Genomic DNA, 21,515 nt, shown 5'->3' with positions numbered 1-21,515 from the left:
CTGTCCGTTGTAGAAGCGTTGTCGTGGGACCGGTCATTTCACAGCGCCCAGGGTCAGCCCCTGGACCAGCCAGCGCTTGACCAGCAGCCCGGCGATCGCCATCGGGCAGACCACGATGGTGCCGATCGCCAGCAGCTTGCCCCAGTCGATGCCGGTCTGGGTCAGCAACTGTGCCGCGGCGATGGGAATCGTCTGGGTGCTGGGGCCGGAGAACGTCTGGGCGAAGGCGTAGTCGTTCCAGGCGAAGATGAAACACAGGATGGCGGTCGTCACCAGCCCCGGCGTCATCAGCGGCAGCACCACGTGACGGAACGCCTGGAACTTGGTGGCACCGTCGATCATCGCCGCCTCTTCCAGGTCGGGCGGCAGGTCGTCGAAGAACGCGGTCATCAGCCAGATGGCGAAGGGCAGGTTGAAGCTCAGGTAGGCGACGATCAGGCCGGCGTGGGTATCCAGCAGATAGAGGTAGCGGAACAGCAGGTACAGCGGCACGATCACCGCGGCGATCGGCGCCATGCGGGTGCTGATGATCCAGAAGGCCAGATGCTGCTTGCCCTTGATGCGGATCCGCGACAGCCCGAAGCCGGCCATGCAGCCGAGCACCACGGCGATCAGCGTCGAGGTCCCGGCGATGAACAGGCTGTTGAGCAGGTAGGGCCAGAGGCTGTTGCCACTGCTGAACAGCGAGACGTAGTGCTCCAGGGTCGGTGTGAAGAAGACCTGGGGGGTATCGGCGGTGATGATGGTGTTCGGCTTGAAGGAAGACAGCACCATCCAGACGATCGGTATCAGCGTCCACAGCAGCAGTAGCGTCAGCAGGGCGATCTTGAACGTAAGGGGAAGCCAGCGCTTGGAGGCGGTCATGAGGCTTTCTCCTGGCGTTTGAGCAGTTTCGTGAACGCCGTGGCGACCATGATCGAGAACACCAGCATGGTGATGCCCACGGCAGCGGCATAGCCGAGGTCGAAGAACCGGAAGGCGATGTCGTAGAGCCGAATGGGGATGATCTTGGTGGAGTCCGCGGGCCCGCCGTTGGTGGTGATGAAGATGATCGCGAAGAAACGGATCGCGTCCATGGCACGGATCAGCAGCGCCACCAGCAGGATGTTGGAGATCGACGGAAGGATGATGTAGAGCAGCTTCTGGCCGTATCGGGCGCCATCCATCTCGGCCGCCTCGAGCACGTCCTCCGGCACCGAGGTGAGCCCCGCCAGGACGATCAGCGCGACCAGCGGCGTCCATTCCCAGACGTCCATGAGGATGACCGCGACCATCGCGGAGCCGACGCTGCCCAGGATGTTGCCGTCGAACAGGCCGCTTTCATTGAGCATCCAGGCATACAGGCCGTGGCTGGGGTCGAGCATGAAGCGCCCGAGCAGCCCGACGATCACCGGGGCGATGAACATCGGGATCAACAGCAGCGAGATGATGATGTTGCTGCCCCGGGTCAGGCTGTAGACCAGCAGCGCCATCACCGTGCCGATGACCATCTCCAGGCCCACCGTGGCCAGGAAGTAGACCAGGCTGATCAGCCAGCTGGAACGGATGTCCGGGTCCGTGAACACCCGCTGCCAGTTGTCGAGGCCCGAGAACTCGAAGGCCAGCCCGCCCATCAGGCTGACGTCGTTGAAACTCATCCAGATGATCGAGAAGAACGGAACCAGCGTGATCAGGGCGAGCAGGAAAAGGGCTGGCGACATCATCGCCAGCTCGAATCCCTGTCGTCGCGCCGAGGGTTTTCCGGTCAGCAGCGCCATGCGTCATGCCCCCACGATGCGGTCGATGCGCTGCTTGGCGCTCTGCATGGTTTCCTCGGGAGACATCTGGCCCGCGAGCATCTTGGAGAGCTCGGTGAAGATCACCGTGTCGACCTCGTTCCACTGGGCGATCTTGGGCCGCAGGCCGATGTAGTCATCCTGCCAGGCGGTCAGCATGGTATCCGCCGTGAGCATGTTGGGCATGTCGGTGGGCGGAGTGCTGGCGGCCTTGACCTCCGGCATGTCGTAGACCGACTGGCGCGTGGGTGTGCCACCGCCGACCGTGCTCTTCAGGCCCATCAACTGGGTCTGCGGCGAGGTCGCCCAGACCAGGAACAGCCAGGCCGCCTTCTGTTTTTCGGCCGAGGCGTTGGCATTGATGCCGATACCCGTACCGCCCCACAGGTTGGAGCTGCGCGCCGGCCCCTTGGGCAGCGGGGCGTAGCCGATCTTGCCCTGGAGGTCGGAACTTTCCAGCGAACCGGCGAACTCGTGCCACTCGGGCATCATCGCGAACTCGCCGTTCTGGAAGGCGTTGGCGACGCCGGTCCAGTCCCAGCTGGTGCTGCCGGGGTGAGCGACCTTGAGCAGCTTCTGATAGAAGCGCGCAGCTTCCAGCGCGGCGTCGCTGGTCAACTGACAGGCGCCGGGGGCGTCGGTGCCGAGCAGGCCGACCTGCTGACCGTTGGCGAAGTAGTCGCCGCCGTAGGCGAACAGCACGTTGGAGAAGTCGCACATCAGCGAGTCGTACTGCTGGGCCTGATGGCCGGTGCCGTACTTGACCTCGCTGGCGTTGCCGTTACTGAACCACTCGGCAATCTGGTAGTACTGCTTCCAGGTGGTGCTGTCCGAGGGCATCGGATCGAAGCCGAGATCCTGCCGCATCTGGTCGCGGTATTTCTCGAACAGGTCGCGGCGATAGATCCAGATCATCGTCGGGCAGTCGTAGGGCAGGGTATAGAGGCTTTCCCGGTCCTCGAAACGGCCGGCGGCGGCCAGCTGCGAGGGAATGAAGTCCTCGATGCCCTTGGGCACGACCGGCTGCTGGTCGTCGTTGATGAACCGATTGAGATCCACCAGGCCGCGATGGTAGGGCGCGAGCACCTGGTAGGGGTCGGCGTAGATCACGTCGAAGGAGCTGCGTCCGGCGCCGAAGTCCAGTGCGACCTTCTGGACCAGCGCGCCCAGTTGCATCTCGGTGATGTTGACGGTGATGCCGGTGAGCTCCTGGAACGACGCCAGGTTGGCGGCGATCGCCGTGGTCGGCGGGGTGTTCTCGGAGATGAACTGGATGGTGGTGCCGCTGGCCTGTTTCCAGGCCTCGTCGCTGGCCATGCCCTGGGCCAGGGCCGTACGCAGCGATCCCGCCCCCATCAACGACAGGCCGGCGAGTCCCCCTATTCCTTTCAGTATGTCGCGACGCTTGAACTGGGTCATTGTTGTTCACCTCTTGGTAGGTTCAGGTCCAGTGTGCTTTCTGGGCTGGCGAGGTCAGGCGTCAAGCGTGATCTGCAGCTTGACGTCATGGGGTCGTGCGCTCGCGGCACGCTCGAACGCAGTGATGCTCTCGTCGAAGTCGAAGGTCTCGCTGATCAGCGGCTTGAGATCGACCTTGCCCGCAGCGATCAGATCGATCGCCCGGTCGTAGACGTTGGCGTAGCGGAAGACGGTCTCGATGCGCAACTCCTTGGCCTGCGCCGAGACGATGTCGAAGGTGACCGGCTCGACGGGCATGCCCACCAGCACGATTGCACCGGCGGGCCGCGTGCAGGCCAGCACATCGTCGTAGACCCGGGGGCTGCCGCTGGCCTCGAACACCACGTCGGCGCCCCAGTCCTCGCCGCAGCGCCGGTCGACGGCTGCCCGCAGGGATTCCCGCGAGACATTGACCGGGGTGATGCCGGCGTAGCGCCCGGCGATCGCCAGCTTCTCCTCGACCAGATCGGAGACCAGCACTTCGCTGGCCCCTCCCGCCAGGGCTGCCAGGGCGACCATCAGACCGATCGGTCCGGCGCCGGTGACGACGCAGACATCGCCCGGCTGCATGCGCGCCTTGACCACCGCCTGCATGCCGATGGCGAACGGTTCGATCATCGCCCCTTCGGCGAAGGAGACCGAGTCGGGCAGGGCGAAGGTGAAGGCGGCCGGATGAATGACCTCGGGGGTCAGGCAGCCGTGCACCGGTGGGGTGGCCCAGAAGCGCACGCCGGGATCGACGTTGTAGACGCCCAACTTGGCGGCACGCGAGGTGAGGTCGGGAACCCCGGGTTCCATGCACACCCGCTCGCCTACCTTGAGGTGGCTGACATGGCTGCCGACTTCGGTGATCACGCCGGACGCTTCATGGCCGAGCACCATGGGCTCTCGCACCACGAAGGGACCGATCCGGCCATGGGTATAGTAGTGCACGTCGCTGCCGCATATACCGACGGTGTGTATGCGGATGCGCACGTCATCCGGCCCTAGCTGATCCGGCAGATCGATGTCACGTAACGACAGCTCGCGTTGCTTTTCCAGCACCAGGGCTTTGGCTTTCATGGCGCGTGCCTCGAGTCGTGTTGAAAATGGGCGAGGAGGCTTCGAAGCGATGGGCCCGACTCGCCAGGGGCTTGGCAATGAAGCTACGCGTCACGCTGGAAAAGCGGCTAGGCTATAATTTTCGAGGGAATGATACTTTTTTGCAGGCCTTTTTCTGCGAATGTATAAATATTTGTTCCCACAGTGTTTTTAGATTCGACCTGACGTTTGTCTGGGTGGCTGACGAAGAGAGGTTGTGACCAAAGTATAAATCGAGACGGGAACAAGAAAGGCCGACGAACCGCTTTATTTGAAGACAATGAAGCGTCTGGAGTGGAAGGCGTTTGCTGACGCCTTGCACAGGGGCATAGTCGAAAGAGGCACCGATAACTCATGATCGCTGCGCAGCTCAACGATACTCGTCTTGGTGCGCCTGTCTTCGAGAGCATCAGCCAGGACCCGAAGTTCAGTTTCTACTGGCACTGCCACGATTTTCCCGCACCCATCGCCCGCTGGAATTATCACCCCGAGTATGAATTGCATCTCATCCGTTATTCGGAAGGGAATTATTTCGTGGGTGATTATATCGGGCGATTCGGGCCTGGTAATTTAGTGCTGGTGGGCCCGAACGTTCCGCATGCCTGGTTGAGCGATCCGGACGATTCAAGGTCCGTCATCGAGGGGCGCGATGTCGTTCTCCAGTTCAAGGGCGAGTGGCTCGAGCACATGATGGCGCTTTGTCCGGAACTCAATTGCCTGTCGACGCTCATCGAGGACTCGAGGCAAGGCGTGGCGTTTCAGGGCGAGGAAGCGACACGCTGTGGCGAGCTGCTGATCACCATGGGGGAACAGGACCATGCCGGAAGGCTGTTGACCATGCTGACCATTTTGCGCGGCCTATCGCAGTGCGATTACGCGACCCTGTCCAGCCGCGAATACGGCCTGGAAGCCACGGGCGTTTCCTCCGCCCAGGTCGATGCCATCCTGCGCTATATCCACGATCACTTTCACGAGGAGTTGCGCATGTCGGCGCTGGCAGCGCGCAACGGCATGAGCCCTTCCAGCTTTTCGCGCTTCTTCAAGCATGCCACGGGCGACACCTTCGTCGCCTTTCTGCGGCGGATCCGTATCGGTCATGCCTGCCAGCTGTTGCTCGAAGGCCGGCAGTCCATTGCCGATATCTGCTTCCAGGTCGGTTACAACAACCTTTCCAACTTCAACCGGCATTTTCGTGAACTGAAAGGCATGACACCTCGCCAGTATCAGCAGAGCACGGCCGACCTCGTGACGGGTGATTGCCGGTGATGCTCATGCCGGGATCCGGGGGCGACACGAGCGGCAAGGCGCTTCTTCCTCGCCCCTGCCAGGCCGCATGCCTTGCGGTGTCGCGTCCTGGGTCGCGGATTTGCCGACCAAAGTATAAAGGCGCAACGTGGGCGATTGTTGAATCCTATGTCGGACATAAAGGCGATTTTGTTCTACAAGATGGGGCGGTCGGGGCCGTTCGCCTAGAATGAGGGCCGAGCGGATGCCGGAAGGCTCCGCACGCGGAGGAAGTGCTACGAGCGTTCGTCGCGACGTGCACGAGGGCTGGCCAGCATTGTCGCAACCCGGTATGGATGAAGCGGATGGGCCCATTGCCCGCACGCTAAGGAGATATTATGAACGAGACTCAGCAGGCCGCGTTTGACGCGGCGCTCGATGCACTGCCCCTGGTGGCGATTCTGCGCGGCGTGCGTCCCGAGGAGGTCGAGGAAGTTTTCGATGCCCTGGTGGCGGCGGGGTTTCGCATGATCGAGATTCCGCTCAATTCGCCCATGCCGTGGAAGAGCATCGAGAAAGTGGCGGCGCGTTGTCCCGAGCACGTGCTGGTGGGCGCCGGTACGGTATTGACCGCCGAGGACACGGCCCAACTGGCGCGGCTTGAAGCGCCGTTGATGGTCACCCCCAACAGCGACCCCGAGGTGATCCGTGCCGGGATCGAGCAGGGCCTGGCGCCGCTGGTCGGCTGCATGACGCCGAGTGAAGCGCTGAGTGCCGCGCGCGCCGGTGCCAAGGCGCTCAAGCTGTTCCCGGCCGGCCGCCTGGGCACCGGGTACTTCAAGGATATCAGTGCCATTTTGCCACCCGAGCTGCCGGTGTTCGCCGTGGGTGGCATCGACAAGAGCAACATGTCCGACTGGCATGGCATGGGCATTCGCGGGTTCGGCTTCGGGAGCAATCTCTATCGGCCCGGTCGCAGTGCCGCCGAGGTGGGCGAGATCGCACGCGAGCTCGTCGCCGAGTGGCGGCGCCTCGAAGAGCTCCATACCATGACCGAGCTGTTCGAGCACGAGGGCGATCAATGAGCGCCAATGAACGGCTGATCGTCATCGACTGGGGGACCAGCAACTTCCGGGCGTTCCTGGTGGATCGGCAAAGCGGCGCCTGCCTTGAGTCGCGGCGCAGCGAGGCAGGGCTCAAGGCATTGGCGACCGACGAGTTCCCGCATTACTGCCAGGCGCAGGTCGGCGACTGGCGGGAAGGAGGGCGCGTGCCGGTGTATCTCGCCGGCATGGTGGGCTCCAAGCGGGGCTGGAGCGAAGCGCCGCAGCTCGACTTGCCCGTCACGGGCGCGGATCTGGCCGCCCATGTCGTGGCCGCCCCGGGGCTGGAAAACACCTGGATCGTGCCGGGCGTCAAGCAGGTCGACGACACGCACTGCGATGTCATGCGCGGCGAGGAAGTCCAGGCATTCGGCGCCCTGGCGCTGGCCGACACGCTGGATGCCGATTGCTGCCTGCCGGGAACGCACAGCAAATGGGCGCGATTGCGCGATGGTCGCCTGACCGCCTTCACCACCTTGATGACCGGCGAGCTGTATCACGCGGTGCGATTCCATACCTTGCCGGGCGAGCCCGCGCGAGACGAGGCGCCGTTCGATGAAGCGGCCTTTCGCCAGGGCGTGGCGCGGGCCCAGAGCGAGGACGGAGTCCTGCATGCCTTGTTCGAGGCGCGTAGCCGGCATCTGTACCAAGGGCTTGCCGCCGGCCAGGTGGGCAGCTTCCTGTCCGGGGTCCTGATCGGCGAGGAAGTCCGCGCCATGCGTGCCACCCGGCCCGATCTCGAGCGCTTGCTGCTGATCGGTGCCGAGGCATTGCGCACGCCTTACACGCTTGCGCTGAACATGGCCGGCCTCGAGGTCACGCCCCTGGATAGCGATGCGGCGACCCTGGCGGGGCTGGCCATGATCGCCGCGCGTCATCACGCCTGATCGCCGTCTCCCCCTGACAAGCTTCCCATGCCCCATCGTGGTGCGCGCCCTGTGCCGCGGTGGGGCATGGGCGTGTCGCCGGGGCGCTCATGCCCCGCAGTCGGCCCCCAGCCGTCTGCGCTCGGCCCTTTATCTGCAGGGGCTGACGTGCAGATGGCATGATCCGTGCTAACGTCACCAGTATGTCACCGCGACAGGTGGCGTGGCGCCAAGGGGAGAGGCTCATGACGCAAACGGTTTCGCGGTCGCCGTGGCTGGTGTTCACCGATCTGGATGGCACGCTGCTCGATCATGACAGCTATACGTGGCAGCCTGCCGCCGCCTGGCTGGCTCGGCTTGCCGAGGCCGGTATCGCGGTCATTCCCACGACCAGCAAGACCCGCCAGGAACTGCTTTCCCTGCGTGACGACCTGGGGCTCGAGGCGACCCCGTTCATCGCCGAGAACGGCGCGGTGATCGGACTGCCAGCAAGCTGGCAGCACGCTCGCTTGGATCGTGATCCCGCCGCGCCGGATGGGCTGATCGTCAAGACGCCGTCACTGGACATCGGCTTCATCCGGCGGCGCCTGGCGGTGCTGCGCGACCGCCTGGACGTGCGCTTTCGCGGCATGGGCGAATTATCGCTCGACACGATCTGCGAATTGACCGCGTTGAGTGCCGACAAGGCCCGCCAGGCGCTGGCCCGCGAAGGCAGCGAGCCGTTGATATGGGACGACGACGAGGCCGCGCTGGCCCGTTTCCGGCGGGCCCTGGAGAGCGATGGCTTGCGGCTGACCCGGGGCGGGCGCTTCTGGCATGTCATGGGGGCGGTGGACAAGGGGCAGGCGGTACGCTGGCTGGTCGAGCGCTATACGGCACTGCGAGGGACCACGCCCGGCACCGTGGGGCTCGGCGATGGCCCCAACGATATCAGCCTGCTCGAGGCGGTCGATCATCCGATTCTGGTACGCGGCAAGCATGGTGCGACGGTGAACGTCGCCACCGAGGTGCCGCTCTTTCGCACCCGGCAGCCCGGCCCGGAAGGCTGGGCCGAGGGCATCGCCGACTGGTGGCACACGCGCTGGGACACGTCACCCAGGGAGGGGACCGCACGATGAGCGACTTCTATCAAAACGGCATTGTCACCACGTTCCATAACCTGACCCAGCGCCCGGTGGAGGCACTGGAATCCGATCTGCTGCGATTTTCCCGACGCCGCCCGATGGGGTTGATCCTGCCCTCGCTGTTCTCCGAACTCGAGGGGCCGGCGCTATCGAACATCGTCGACGAGCTGGCGCAGGTGCCCTACCTCTCGGAAATCGTGATCGGGCTGGATCGTGCCGACCGCGACCAGTTCCTGCGTGCCCGCGAATTCTTCTCGCGCCTGCCGCAGCATCACCGCATCCTGTGGAACGATGGCCCGCGTCTGTCGGCGCTGGATGCCGAGCTGAGCGCGCTCGACCTGGCCCCGCAGGAGCCCGGCAAGGGGCGCAACGTCTGGTATTGCAGCGGTTACGTGCTGGCCTCCGCGCGCACGTCGGCGGTGGCGCTGCACGATTGCGACATCGTGACCTATGACCGGGGCATGCTGGCACGCCTGCTGTATCCGGTCGCCAATCCGCAGTTCAACTACGAATTCTGCAAGGGCTATTACTCGCGGGTGGCCGACGGCAAGCTCAACGGGCGTGTCGCGCGGTTGATGGTGACCCCGCTGATCCGTGCGCTGAAGATGGTCTTCGGGCCGCTGCCGTACCTGGAATATCTGGACAGCTATCGTTATCCGCTCTCGGGAGAGTTCTCGATGCGCGCCGATGTGCTCGACGGCATCCGCATTCCCAGCGACTGGGGGCTGGAGATCGGCGTGCTGTCGGAGGTTCATCGCAACCACTCGACCAAGCGGCTGTGCCAGGTGGACATCGCCGATGCCTACGATCACAAGCATCAGCCCGTCTCCCAGGACGATCCCAGCGGCGGCCTCAACCGCATGAGCCTGGACATCGCCAAGGCCATGTTCCGCAAGCTGGCGACACTGGGCGTGCCCATCCACTCCGAGACCTTCCGCACCATCAAGGCAACCTACTATCGCACCGCGCTGGATCTGATCGAGGCCTACGACAACGACGCGCGCATGAACGGTCTGTCGCTCGATCGTCACAGCGAGGAGCAGGCCGTGGAGCTTTTCACCGCCAACATCCTCGAGGCGGGCGCCTCGTTTCTCGAATCGCCCCGCGACAAGCCCTTCATTCCCAGCTGGAACCGCGTGGGGGCGGCGATCCATGACCTCAAGGAGCGCATGTACGAGGCCGTGGAGCTGGACAATCAGGGCCAGGTCTGACCCGCGAGGCATGCGTCAGATCGGGTTGCTGGCCAGCACCTTGCGCAAAAAGCGTTGCGTGCGTTAAGCCACGGCATTTCTTTCGCTGGTATCGCCTGGCTTATGCATCAGCGGCATGGTGCGCATTCTATTATTCCTAAAAAATATAACGTTATAATAAGATGTGTACTATCATGGGTTTCACAATCTCATGTTCACGACAGTGGAATCATAGTTGATGAAAACCTTTGCTTTATCACGTGCGCAACAATCTGGTCAGCCGGACGTGGCAGGCTTTTTCGATCCCCGTACCTTCAGCATTCAATACGTCGTCAGTGATCCGTCGACTCAGCGGTGTGCGATCATCGATCCGGTGCTCGACTTCGATGAGAAATCCGGTGCGACAGCGACGCTCCAGGCCGATGAGCTGCTGGCCTACATCGAGCGGGAAGGGCTCGAGGTCGACTGGGTGCTGGATACGCACCCGCACGCGGATCACTTTTCCGCCGCACGCTATCTGCATGAAAAAACCGGCGCGCCCACCGCCATTGGCAGGCCGGTGACTCAAGTACAGGCTCTCTGGAAGGACATCTACAACTGGCCGGATCTGCAGGATGACGGTAGCCAGTGGGATCGTCTGTTCGACGAAGGGGATACCTTCAGGCTGGGCGAGATCGAGTGCCGCGTGATGCACTCGCCGGGCCATACGTTGGCATCGATCACCTACGTGATCGGCGATGCCGCCTTCGTTCACGATACGCTGTTCCAGCCCGATTTCGGCACCGCCCGCGCCGACTTCCCCGGCGGCAGCGCGCATCAGCTTTGGAACTCGATCCAGGCGATCCTGGCGCTGCCCGACGAGACGCGTCTGTTTACCGGTCACGACTACATGCCCGATGGCCGCGAGCCGCAGTGGGAAAGCACCGTGCGCGAGCAGCGCGAGACCAACAAGCATCGCTTGAGCGACAGTAGCGAAGCCGAGTACGTCGAGCTGCGCAATCGCCGCGATAGCGAGCTACCGATGCCGAAGCTGATCCTGCACGCGTTGCAGGTCAACATCCTCGGTGGGCGTCTCCCAGAGCCGGAGAGCAACGGCAAGCGTTATCTGAAATTCCCGCTCGATGCTTTGGAAGGCGCGGCGTGGGAATGAGAAGTCGCCGCCGTCAGGCCATACCGCGCCGCGCTGAATCTACCAACGGGAGCCAGTCATGAACGAATCGACAGTCGTGGACGAAACGAAGACCAAGAACGACCAACGCCATGACATCGTCATCATCGGTGGTGGGGCAGGGGGCATCGCGGTCGCCGCGAGTCTGCACAAACGCCGTTCCGATCTCGATATCGCCATCGTCGAGCCTGCGCAGGATCACTTCTACCAGCCCGGCTGGACGCTGGTGGGAGGTGGCGTGTTCACTCCGGAGCAGACCCGGCGTTCGATGCGCTCGGTGATGCCGAGCTTCGTGACCTGGCACCAGACCGCGGCGGAACGGCTGCTGCCGGATTCCCGCCAGGTCGTGCTGGGCAATGGCGTGACGCTGGGATATCGAGCGCTGGTAGTCGCGCCGGGACTCGAGATCGACTGGCAGGCGATCGATGGCCTCGAGGAGACGCTGGGCAAGAATGGCGTGACGTCGAACTACCGTTTCGATCTGGCGCCTTATACCTGGTCGATGGTGCAGTCGATGCGTGGCGGCAAGGCGCTCTTTACCCAGCCTCCGATGCCGATCAAGTGTGCCGGCGCGCCACAGAAGGCGATGTATCTCTCCTGCTATGAGTGGGAGAAGCAGGGCATTCTGAACAATATCGACGTTCACTTCCACAATGCCGGTGGCGTGATGTTCGGCGTTTCGGACTTCGTGCCGGCGCTGGATGAATACGTGCAGCGCTACGGCATCCACAAGCAGTTCCAGCAGAACCTCGTCGCCGTGGACGGCCCGGCCCAGAAAGCGCGTTTTCGCGTCACGAGCGAGGACGGCAGTGAAGAGATCGAAACCGATTTCGACATGCTTCACGTCGTGCCGCCGCAGCGCGCCCCACGGCTGGTGCGCGAATCGCCGCTGGCCAACGAGGGCGGCTGGCTCGACCTGGACGCCGACACTCTCCAGCACAACCGCTTCAGCGATGTCTTCGGTCTCGGCGATGCCAGCGGCACCGGCAATGCCAAGACGGCTGCCGCCGTGCGCAAGCAGGCCCCGGTAGTGGCGGACAATCTGGTCGCGTCACTCGATGGCAAGCCGATGCCCTCCGGTTACCCAGGGTATGGCGCCTGCCCGTTGACGGTGGAGCGTGGCCGCGTGGTGCTGGCGGAGTTCGGTTACGGCGGCCAGTTGCAGCCGACCTTCCCCTCCTGGATCAACCAGGCGACAAGACCAACCAAGCTTGGCTGGAACATCAAAGCGCAACAATTGCCCTTCATCTACTGGCACCTGATGCTCAAGGGGCATGAGTGGTTGGCCAAACCGCAGCGTCGTTCCTGAACGGTGCATCTTGCATGAATGACAGCTCACGACACGGTTCGGAGAACGAGGCTGAGAAAACATGAATCAGCAGCATAGGGTCGGGTTGGCACGCTGGCTGCCGATTCTCGACTGGGGACGGCGCTACAACGGCAAGTGGTTGGGCGAGGATCTGCTGGCGGCGGTCATCGTGGCGCTGATGCTGATTCCGCAGGCATTGGCCTACGCGATGCTGGCGGGACTTCCCCCGGTGGTGGGGTTGTACGCTAGCCTCGTGCCGCTGGTGGTCTACACGCTATTGGGGACCAGCACGACGTTGTCGGTGGGACCGATGGCGGTTGTCTCGTTGATGACGGCATCCGCCTTGTCGCAGGTAGCCGAATCGGGTTCGCAGGACTATATCGCCGCGGCCTTGGTACTGGCGCTGCTTTCCGGCGGCATTCTGCTGATCATGGGGCTCTGCCGGCTGGGCTTTCTGGTCAACTTTCTGAGCCACCCGGTGATGACCGGCTTCGTCAGCGCCTCGGGCGTACTGATCGCGGCGAGTCAGCTCAAGCAGTTGCTTGGAGTCGACCTGTCGGGCTCGACGTTACCGGCGCTGGTGGCTCAGCTGCCTTCCGTGCTGGAAGATGTCAGTCTGCCGACGATGAGCATCGGGCTGGGATCGCTTCTGGTGTTGTGGCTGGTACGGCGGTGGGGTAAATCCGCGTTGGAGCGCTGCAGAGTACCGGCCAGAGTGGCGGGCGTGCTGGTCAAGTTGGCGCCCATCGCCACCATCATGCTGGCGACGTTGGTGGCCGGTGCGGCGGGATGGCTCGGTAATGGGGTCGCCGTCATCGGCGAAATTCCTGCCGGCCTGCCGCCGTTGACCCTGCCCGACTGGGAGCCTGCGCTGTGGCGATCACTGATCGGCTCGGCAGTACTGATCAGCATCGTCGGCTACGTGGAGTCAGTGTCGGTGGCGCAGGCGCTGGCGGTGCGTCGAGGCGAGCGCGTCGACCCGGATCAGGAACTGATCGGGTTGGGGGGAGCCAATCTGGCGGCTTCGTTCACCGGCGGCATGCCGATCACCGGCGGCTTCTCCCGTTCCGTGGTCAACTTCGATGCCGGTGCCCGTACTCCGGCCTCCAGTGCGTTCACCGCGGTGGGCATCGCCTTGGCCATGCTGTTTCTTTCGCCCTGGCTGAGACAATTGCCGATGGGAACGCTGGCGGCGACCATCGTCATCGCCACCGTGTCGCTGGTCGATCTGGCGGCATTCAAGCGTGTCTGGCGCTATGCTCGTGGCGAAGGCATCGCCATGTCGGCGACTGCACTGGCGACGCTGATGCTGGGCGTGGACGTGGGCATCCTGGTCGGTGTCGCCATGTCGCTGGCGTTGCATCTGTATGGCACCAGCCGCCCGCACAGCGCGGAAGTCGGTCGCATCCCCGGCACCGAGCATTTTCGCAACGTCCGTCGCCATGCCGTGGAAACCGACGTCAGCGTCGCCATCCTGCGCGTCGACGAGAGCCTTTACTTTGCCAACGTTCGCCACCTGGAGGACCTCATCACAGCGGTAGTCAATCGCGATCCACCGCCGCGGGATCTAGTGCTGGCCTGCCAAGCGATCAATGTCATCGACGCCACGGCATTGGAGAGCCTCGAAGCGCTTAATCGGCGCCTACAGGACAGACATATCGGATTGCATCTTGCCGAGGTCAAAGGACCGGTGATGGATCGATTGAGTCGTACTGAATTGCTCGAAACGCTCAATGGCCGGGTTTTTCTGAGCACCTTCGATGCCTGGTGCGAGCTGCATGGCCGAGGCTCGGCGCCACTGAGCCATCCCAGTATCGAAACATCGGTATCTGGATATTCAGCAACTGCTGGCTGAAAATATCGATATAAAATGGAAGGTGATTGTCGGCCCTGGCTGCCTGAGATCGAAAAAGGGCTTGCCGGAAAGCAAGCCCTCGATAATGTTAAGAAGCCACTTAAATTTTGGTCATGCGCAAATATGGGCGGACTTCCTTCCAGCCTTTCGGGAAAAGAGCTTTTGCTTCTTCATTGGAAATGGATGGAGGGATGATGACGTCATCGCCTGTGCGCCAGTCAGCGGGGAGGGCACAGTGATTAGTATCGCCACACTGTAGGGCATCGATTACCCGAAGAATTTCATCAAAGTTGCGGCCCACAGCCATCGGGTAGGTCATGGTCAGGCGGACCTTCTTGTTTGGGTCGATGATAAATACGCTGCGTACAGCTGCGGTTTCGCTCTCGCCAGCGTGGATCATTTCGTACAGCTCAGCCACTTTGCAGTCGGCATCTGCAACGATCGGAAACTGCAGGTCGCAGTTCTGGGTGTCGTTGACGTCTTCAATCCACTTTACGTGTTCCTCGGCTGTATCTGTGGATAGGCCCAAGGGTTTTACATTGCGTGCTTCGAATTCTTTCGAGAGTTGGGCTGTCCGTCCCATTTCAGTGGTGCATACTGGTGTAAAATCAGCGGGATGGCTGAAAAAGAAGACCCATGAATCGCCGGCCCATTCGTGGAAGTTGATCTCACCTACTGTGGTATCGATAGTGAAATTGGGAGCGGTATCGCCTAGTAACAAACTCATTGCTGATCTCCTGTTCGTGCTTGGTCAGAAGCTTTATGCCGCCGAATCCGATGCCAATGATGACTGCTGTTATGACGTTAGTAAAAAAAGTTATATCCATAGAACCAATAGTTTTTTGTTATCGATTTTTATTTTTTGGCTTTTGTGATATGAACTATAATGACCTGAAGCCAAATGCCGTTTCAGAAAGCGGTCAACTCCCGACAAATTTAGAGCGCAAGAGAGGTGGATATGGAGATAAAACGGCTTGATAGTCGATTGAGCGTCACGGCACAGCCCGAGCTCGATGAGCTTGAGCAACTGGCAGCTCAGGGATTTCGCACGATCCTTTCCAATCGTCCACGGGGCGAAAGTGAGGATCAGCCGGATCCGGATACGCTTGAGCAAAAAGCGGAATCCTTGGGGATGGCCTGGTATCAGCTCCCGGTCAAACCCGGTGAGTATGCGCAGGGTGATATCGATGAGTTCGGCCGTATTCTGGGTGAAGCGCCTGGGCAGGTTCTTGGATTTTGCCGTTCGGGCAAGCGCGTTACTCACCTTTGGGCTTTGTCGCAGGCAGGGCATCGCCCCGTTCCTGAACTCATCGAGGCGGCACAATCCGCCGGTTACGATCTTGAGCCCTTGCGTGAGCGTCTCGAGCAGCAGGCAAGCCAGGCGAACTCAGGGCACTAAGCACGCCTGAGACCGACAAGCCCCCGATGCCAGACAGGGCTGTGCAGCATTTTTCGAAACGCCACATTTTTTTCGAAACGCCACATTTTCTTGAAACGCGAATAGTTTCATGGAGCTACATTTGGATATAGAGGCAAGTCTTTCAGGGTTGGTGGGCGGCATCCTTATCGGCCTGTCTGCCATCTGGCTGATGGGGTCACTGGGACGTATTTCCGGCATCAGTGGCATTCTCTCGGGGCTCCTGCTGGAGCGACCCCGAGGCGATTCAGCCTGGCGGCTGGCTTTCCTGCTTGGCCTGGTTTGCGGCCCTATGGTGCTCATGCTGCTGGGTGGGGAGCTCGGTAATGTTGCCGGTGCCCCTAATGAGGTCATCGGCGCGCCGGCGGGCGGTGTCGGGTTAATGGTGATCGCGGGTCTTCTGGTCGGCGTAGGCACTGGTATCGGCAGTGGCTGTACCAGTGGTCATGGTGTGTGTGGCCTGGCGCGGCTTTCGCCCCGGTCGATGGCTGCGACGCTTGTCTTCGTGCTGGTCGCCATGCTGACGGTATTCGTCGTTCGGCACGTGCTGGGGGGCTCGGTATGAAAGCGTTGGCGGGGTATCTGGCAGGGCTGCTGTTTGGGCTCGGACTGGCGATCGGCGGCATGACCGATCCGGCACGGGTCATCGACTTCCTCGACGTGGCCGGCGACTGGGATCCGACGCTAATGTTCGTTCTGGGTGGCGCCGTGGTCACCACCTTCATCGGTTACCGGCTGGTTTGGCGACGCCAAGCGCCGCTGTTCGAATCCCGGTTTCAATTGCCCACTCGTCATGACTTCGATGCCCGTCTGCTGGGCGGTGCGGCGCTTTTCGGTGTCGGCTGGGGCCTCTCCGGCTATTGCCCGGGGCCGGCGGTCGCCTCGTTTGTCGGGCTGAGCGCTCCCCTCATGGCGATGCTGGTTGCGATGGTAGTCGGCTGGTGGCTGGCCCGAGTCGTCTCGCGCTGAGAAAGGGGAAAGACTTACGGACCTCAGCAATAGCTCAACATAAGTCGATCACCCCACCCACCCAAATAGGGAGCATAACATGCACTCTACTTCGCGACTTATGACTGCTGCCTTGGTTGCCATGCTGGGAAGTTCCTTGGTGGATGCAAGTGCACTGGCAGCGGAGCTGTCCTTCAAGACGCCCGTGATCGATGGCGTGGGCCAGATTCGCTCCCAACCTGCACAGGACCTGAGTTATCAGCCAAGGATTAAAAGGCGGTCTTCAACCTGACTCAAGCTGCCAGCGAGCCGGATCAGATCAGCGAAGTGCTACAATACGTCGCAAGAGCCGTGGGTCTTTACGCCGAGGTTAATGTACCTCTGGAGCGACTGGGCTTGCCATTCGTGCTGCAGGGCGGCTTATAGATTGGTTTCAAGTTTTAAGAGCGGGGGATTAATGCTGACTTTGGCGGGGTGGGCTACGCCACCATGGTGCTGCTGATGAAGGTCACTCCGCTGGCCATGGGCGTCGTTCTACCGGAACTTATTGATACCTATTCACCAGGCTTTTGTCGGCAATGACTCGTTATCGACTCGCCACGCCAGGTGACGTGACGAAAGATGGGCTGGATAATAATTCCTACTCCGGTGTCGATGTTTCTTTTCTTTGGCGCGAGATTGCGTTGCAAGTGATAGCTGTGTTGGCTCGACACATGCTCCTGTTTTCTCGCGTTATTTCCAGGAGCGACAGTTTATGAAGTTGACGCGCCGGTCTTTTCTGACTGCGACAACTCTAGCAGGAGGCGTTGCGTTGGCTGGCCCATTCGCATGGCGGCTGGCAAACGCCGCCGAGCCCAGGGAATTGAAGATTCCCGAGCTAATCGATGCCCGCCATCACGGCCAATCGGTTTCGCTGAGGGTGCAACCCGGAAAGACATCGTTTTTTCCTGGGCGAGAAAGCGAAACGCTTGGCTATAACGGGAGCTATCTTGGCCCCACGCTGCGTGTCCACCGTGGCGATGACGTGGAAGTCGCTGTTACCAACGCTCTTAGCGAAGATACCACCGTTCATTGGCACGGCCTGTTGATTCCCGGCGAGCTTGATGGGGGCCCTCACCAGACGATACCCACCGGGGCCACCTGGCAACCCGTGCTCCCCATCCGCCAGCCAGCGGCAACGCTCTGGTATCACTCGCATGCCCATGGTCGCACGGCGGAGCAGGTCTATGCCGGGCTGGCCGGCCTCATGATCGTCACCGATGACGAGGAAAAGGCCCTGGAGTTGCCTTCGGAGTATGGTGTCGATGATATCCCCTTGATAATGCAGGACCGCCAATTCGAGAACGGCTCTCTCGTGCTTCCGCAGGGCATGAGGACGAGGATGCACGGACGCCGAGGCGATACCTTGATGGTAAACGGAACGATCAATCCGTTTGCTCGGGTTCCCGCCCGGCTGGTTCGTCTTCGGCTGGTCAATGGCGCCAATGCCAGGTTCTTCGATTTGGCATTCACGGATGGCCGGCCCTTTCACTGGATGGCTTCCGAAGGCGGCTTGCTTGAGAGGCCGGTCGAGTTGCGCTCGCTACGCCTGGCGCCCGGCGAGCGCGCCGAAATCCTCGTTGACTTCTCTGATGGCCTGCCCGTTACCCTGGCAACCGGGCCGGACAGTAATGTCCCCAGGATGCGCATGATGGAGCGTACAGCCGACTTGACCGGGGGTGAAAGAGATGCCGTCGTCAGATTCGAGCCTCAGGGCGCTGAAACCTCTGTTGTCAAGGTGCCCGAGCAGCTGTTGACCCATGAGCGCCTCGATCCATCGACGGCCATACGGCGACGCCGTTTCGAAATGACCATGGGCATGGGTAGCATGATGGGCAGCGGATCGGGAGGATTCGGCATCAATGGGCGCTCGTTCGACATAGGGCGGGTCGATGAACGCGTCGGCCTAGGAGACACCGAAATCTGGGAAGTCTCCGGCGCGATGATGGCCCATCCGTTCCACATTCATGGTGTGCACTTTACCGTTCTGAGCCGAAACGGCTCGCCCCCGGATATTAGAGACCAAGGGCTGAGGGACACGATCGTAGCCCAGGAGCCCGTCGAATTGCTCGTGCAGTTCCTGCAGCCGGCGGAAAACGCTCCCTTCATGTACCACTGCCACATCCTCGAACACGAAAATAACGGGATGATGGGCCAGTTCTCTGTCAGTTAAGCCAATTGGCTCAGGCTGCCGATACTGGGCGGCTTATGGCTCACGATTGAAGTTTGGTTCGTCAACGAATAAACCAAGGTGATACTGCAAAAGTATGAAGTGATAAATATGACACTCTGGGCAGCCGCTATCGGTATTGGGGCAACGGTGATCCTTGATCTATGGAACGCCGCGTGCCCCCAGAAACAGGCCCATCGGAAATGTGAGATTGCCGCTACGTTTACTCTGATCAAGAGATCTTGCAATGAATCGTAACCGCCATACCGAAGCGCAAATCATTACCATCCTCAAGGCTCATGAACGCGGCGCTTCGGTGATCGAGCTGGCTCGGCAACATGGCGTGACCGAGCAAGCCGTCTATCGATGGAAGGCCAGATACGGCGGTATGTAGGTGTCGGAAGCCAAGCGACTCCGGAATCTGGAGGCCGCGCCCGCCGGCGTAAGCGACTGGTGCGGCCTAGGATGCCGATGGCATTACCCGATAGCCTCAACCAACGCTGGTCCTTGGACCTCGTCGCAGATCAGCTCGCCTCGGGGCACCGTTTCTGCGTGCTGAACATCGTAGACGACTTCAGCAGAGAGTGTGTTGGTCAGCTGGTGGAATTGTGTTTGGACCGAAACCAGGGGGAAGGTCACCGGCTAACAGGTGAGACTTCATGTTCACTTAATTGCACGTCCGACATTATATTTGCGCGTTTTCCGTACAGGATGTCATCTCATGAGGGTTCTACTGGTCGAGGACGACGCCCCGGTGGCGGCCGGCATCGAAGCGGGACTAGCGTTGAGCGATTTCGTCGTCGATATCGTGACCACGCTGGATGGTGCACACGGGGCACTTGCCGCGATCGAGTACGATGCCGTAGTGCTTGATCGCCGTTTGCCCGATGGCGATGGGCTGACGTTGCTGCAACACTGGCGTCGGGTTGGTATCGACATTCCGGTGTTGATCCTGACGGCGAAAGACGCCGTGGCCAATCGGGTCGAAGGGCTTCAAGGCGGGGCCGACGACTATCTTGTCAAGCCGTTCGATCTGGATGAATTGACGGCAAGGTTGCACGCATTGCTGCGTCGCGCCGCCGGGCAGATTGATCATTCATTGCGTCATGGTCGACTGGCGTTCGATCCTGTTGCCCGCAGTGTAACGCTGGATGGCGAATCAGTGGTGCTACTGCGTCGAGAGTTGATGCTCTTGGAAGCGCTGATTCGCGCACGGGGGCGAATCTTGAGTGCTGATCAACTGAAAGATCGTCTCTATGGTATCGATGAAGAAATCGAGAGCAACGCTCTCAATGTGCATATCTATCAATTGCGTCGCAAGCTTGGGCGAGATGTTATAGAGACGGTTCGAGGGGTTGGTTATCGTCTAGGTCCGACTCATAGCGATACACCGTCATGAGCCTACGCCTGCGTCTCGTCGCTACATTGGGGGTTACCCTGATATTGCTATGGGGACTTACCGCAGCGTGGTCAATGCGAGACCTGTCGACCCAGCTCGAACGTTCGCTGGATCAACGCTTGGCGCAGTCGGCGAGGATGGTGGCCGGCCTGCTCGATCGCGTACCAACGGAGGCCTGGAATGACGGTATGGGGGAGGCTCCAGCCATTCCGGCACTTGAAGGTGTTGCCTGCCGAGTGTCATCACTGCGGGGACGAATAGTGGCGGGTACCCATCCGGAAATGAACGATGTCCTGTCGGTTGAGCAAGAAGGCTATAGCTACCGCGATCACAATGGACAGCGCTGGCGCGTCTATACCCTGGTCGACGACGACAAGCGCATCACCGTGGCGGATCGCCTGCGGGAACGGGAGTCATTGTTGGCCCAGGTACGCCGTGCCGCTTTCTATCCCTTTCTGCTCGCTTCGATCGGCAGCCTGATCGCGCTGTGGTGGGGCGTGACCCGGGGGCTGTCGCCGCTTTCGAGGCTGCAGCGGCGCTTGATGTCACGCGATCACGACGATCTCTCGGCACTGCCGATCCGCGGGTTGCCGAGTGAGATTCGTCCGCTGATAGAAGGATTCAATGATCTGCTGGTTCGGACTCGGCGAATGCTTGAGCGTGAGCAACGTTTTACCGATGACGCTGCACATGAGTTGCGCACTCCATTGACGGCGATTCGTACACATCTACAGGTTGCTCGACGCGTCGACGGCGACCCGCGCCGGAAGGCGATGCAGCAAGCCGAAGCGGGGGTTGAGCGGCTGACGAAGACACTAGAACAGTTGCTTTTACTGGTACGTATGGAGAGCGAAGAGATCGTGAGTGGAAACGGCGATCCTACCTTTGTGGGAGAAGCATTGGAGACAGCCATGGCGGAAACAGGCTGTCGTGATCGCTGCCATTGGAACGAGCCGGTCGACAGACTTCGTGTCGAATTGCCCAGCGCACTGCTGATTATTGCACTACGAAACCTGCTTGAAAACGCCATGCGTCACGGGGCGCCAAGTACCTTGATCAAGATAGAAGCGCAGCATATGAATGGCATGGCCGTGATTGATATTGTCAACCAAGGAGAGATCATCCCATCAGATAAACTCGCACGGTTGACGGAGCGCTTCCATCGAGGCACTCACCCTCAAGGCAGCGGATTAGGGCTCTCCATTGTGCAGACATTGGCCGAGAGGGCCGGTGGTTCGATCACGCTGGGTTCCAATGAGTATACACCATTTCTCGTGCGACTATGTCTACCTACACCAGGCTCGTCCAATGGTTTCTTCCAAGCCTCTTTTGGCAATAGTAGTTAAAGTGCGCGGGTTTTTCGTCATCGAAATCGATGGTTTGATTCCCC

Annotated in this window: 19 protein-coding genes and 1 pseudogene; 15 read left to right on the top strand and 5 right to left on the bottom strand. The window is 61.0% G+C overall.

Features of this window, described 5'->3' with window-relative positions; genetic code table 11:
* Positions 1 to 33: 33 nt before the first annotated feature.
* The 4 genes from ABGX75_RS16725 to ABGX75_RS16710 are packed head-to-tail and all read right to left on the bottom strand — an operon-like array spanning position 34 to position 4,295.
* The gene (locus ABGX75_RS16725) at positions 34 to 864 is read right to left on the bottom strand and encodes a carbohydrate ABC transporter permease (protein ID WP_128691168.1); all 831 of its coding nucleotides are present in this window, start codon (positions 862 to 864) and stop codon (positions 34 to 36) included.
* Positions 861 to 1,757, bottom strand: coding sequence for a sugar ABC transporter permease (locus ABGX75_RS16720; RefSeq protein WP_050934541.1), 897 nt, complete (start codon positions 1,755 to 1,757; stop codon positions 861 to 863). Before ABGX75_RS16720 ends, ABGX75_RS16725 begins: the two co-directional genes overlap by 4 nt.
* A 3-nt stretch (positions 1,758 to 1,760) precedes the next feature.
* Positions 1,761 to 3,194, bottom strand: coding sequence for a sugar ABC transporter substrate-binding protein (locus ABGX75_RS16715; RefSeq protein ID WP_347410932.1), 1,434 nt, complete (start codon positions 3,192 to 3,194; stop codon positions 1,761 to 1,763).
* 54 nt (positions 3,195 to 3,248) lie between these two features.
* Entirely contained in the window at positions 3,249 to 4,295 is a 1,047-nt protein-coding gene (locus ABGX75_RS16710; RefSeq protein WP_347410933.1) for an NAD(P)-dependent alcohol dehydrogenase, read from the bottom strand.
* A 372-nt stretch (positions 4,296 to 4,667) separates the two neighbouring features.
* Here ABGX75_RS16710 and ABGX75_RS16705 point away from each other — a divergent pair, with 372 nt between their 5' ends.
* The 8 genes from ABGX75_RS16705 to sulP all read left to right on the top strand — a co-directional run bounded on the left by ABGX75_RS16705 (position 4,668) and on the right by sulP (position 14,152).
* A complete protein-coding gene (locus tag ABGX75_RS16705; protein ID WP_179153669.1) occupies positions 4,668 to 5,579 on the top strand; it encodes an AraC family transcriptional regulator in 912 nt (303 codons plus the stop codon).
* 356 nt (positions 5,580 to 5,935) lie between these two features.
* Positions 5,936 to 6,622, top strand: coding sequence for a 2-dehydro-3-deoxy-6-phosphogalactonate aldolase (locus ABGX75_RS16700; RefSeq protein WP_052046701.1), 687 nt, complete (start codon positions 5,936 to 5,938; stop codon positions 6,620 to 6,622).
* Complete coding sequence (locus ABGX75_RS16695) at positions 6,619 to 7,527, top strand: 2-dehydro-3-deoxygalactonokinase (RefSeq protein ID WP_110061965.1); 909 nt, start codon at positions 6,619 to 6,621, stop codon at positions 7,525 to 7,527. Before ABGX75_RS16700 ends, ABGX75_RS16695 begins: the two co-directional genes overlap by 4 nt.
* A 224-nt stretch (positions 7,528 to 7,751) precedes the next feature.
* Positions 7,752 to 8,624, top strand: a complete 873-nt coding sequence (locus tag ABGX75_RS16690; RefSeq protein WP_035413816.1) for an HAD-IIB family hydrolase — start codon at positions 7,752 to 7,754, stop codon at positions 8,622 to 8,624.
* A complete protein-coding gene (locus ABGX75_RS16685; protein ID WP_011507896.1) occupies positions 8,621 to 9,841 on the top strand; it encodes a glycosyl transferase in 1,221 nt (406 codons plus the stop codon). Before ABGX75_RS16690 ends, ABGX75_RS16685 begins: the two co-directional genes overlap by 4 nt.
* A 217-nt stretch (positions 9,842 to 10,058) precedes the next feature.
* Positions 10,059 to 10,970: an MBL fold metallo-hydrolase gene (locus ABGX75_RS16680; protein WP_035413818.1), complete on the top strand. Its 912-nt coding sequence runs from the start codon at positions 10,059 to 10,061 to the stop codon at positions 10,968 to 10,970.
* A gap of 58 nt (positions 10,971 to 11,028) precedes the next feature.
* The gene (locus ABGX75_RS16675) at positions 11,029 to 12,297 is read left to right on the top strand and encodes an FAD/NAD(P)-binding oxidoreductase (RefSeq protein ID WP_052046703.1); all 1,269 of its coding nucleotides are present in this window, start codon (positions 11,029 to 11,031) and stop codon (positions 12,295 to 12,297) included.
* Positions 12,298 to 12,358: 61 nt separating this feature from the next.
* Positions 12,359 to 14,152, top strand: coding sequence for a sulfate permease (gene sulP / locus ABGX75_RS16670; protein ID WP_035413820.1), 1,794 nt, complete (start codon positions 12,359 to 12,361; stop codon positions 14,150 to 14,152).
* Between the two features lie 100 nt (positions 14,153 to 14,252).
* Here the strand turns inward: sulP and ABGX75_RS16665 are convergent, their stop codons facing one another.
* Positions 14,253 to 14,879, bottom strand: a complete 627-nt coding sequence (locus ABGX75_RS16665; protein ID WP_224113682.1) for a peroxiredoxin — start codon at positions 14,877 to 14,879, stop codon at positions 14,253 to 14,255.
* 231 nt (positions 14,880 to 15,110) lie between these two features.
* On the opposite strand from ABGX75_RS16665, the gene ABGX75_RS16660 reads away from it, so the two are divergent.
* From ABGX75_RS16660 to ABGX75_RS16630, 7 genes and pseudogenes are all read left to right on the top strand, one after another.
* Positions 15,111 to 15,551 (top strand): TIGR01244 family sulfur transferase, encoded by a 441-nt coding sequence (locus tag ABGX75_RS16660; RefSeq protein ID WP_035413824.1) that lies wholly within the window; start codon positions 15,111 to 15,113, stop codon positions 15,549 to 15,551.
* A gap of 121 nt (positions 15,552 to 15,672) precedes the next feature.
* Positions 15,673 to 16,134 (top strand): membrane protein, encoded by a 462-nt coding sequence (locus ABGX75_RS16655; protein ID WP_035413939.1) that lies wholly within the window; start codon positions 15,673 to 15,675, stop codon positions 16,132 to 16,134.
* Positions 16,131 to 16,538 (top strand): DUF6691 family protein, encoded by a 408-nt coding sequence (locus tag ABGX75_RS16650; protein ID WP_035413826.1) that lies wholly within the window; start codon positions 16,131 to 16,133, stop codon positions 16,536 to 16,538. Before ABGX75_RS16655 ends, ABGX75_RS16650 begins: the two co-directional genes overlap by 4 nt.
* A 733-nt stretch (positions 16,539 to 17,271) precedes the next feature.
* Positions 17,272 to 18,729 (top strand): multicopper oxidase domain-containing protein, encoded by a 1,458-nt coding sequence (locus ABGX75_RS16645; RefSeq protein WP_035413828.1) that lies wholly within the window; start codon positions 17,272 to 17,274, stop codon positions 18,727 to 18,729.
* A 244-nt stretch (positions 18,730 to 18,973) separates the two neighbouring features.
* Positions 18,974 to 19,317: pseudogene (locus tag ABGX75_RS16640) on the top strand (transposase); the annotation flags it as partial.
* A 130-nt stretch (positions 19,318 to 19,447) separates the two neighbouring features.
* Entirely contained in the window at positions 19,448 to 20,125 is a 678-nt protein-coding gene (locus tag ABGX75_RS16635) for a response regulator (RefSeq protein ID WP_084075784.1), read from the top strand.
* Positions 20,122 to 21,471, top strand: coding sequence for an ATP-binding protein (locus tag ABGX75_RS16630; RefSeq protein WP_035413830.1), 1,350 nt, complete (start codon positions 20,122 to 20,124; stop codon positions 21,469 to 21,471). The genes ABGX75_RS16635 and ABGX75_RS16630 overlap by 4 nt, the downstream gene beginning before the upstream one ends.
* Positions 21,472 to 21,515 lie beyond the last annotated feature (44 nt).

This window comes from Chromohalobacter sp. (genome assembly GCF_039830575.1).
Taxonomy (GTDB): Bacteria; Pseudomonadota; Gammaproteobacteria; order Pseudomonadales; family Halomonadaceae; genus Chromohalobacter; species Chromohalobacter israelensis.
This window is presented reverse-complemented; position numbering and strand designations above follow the sequence as displayed.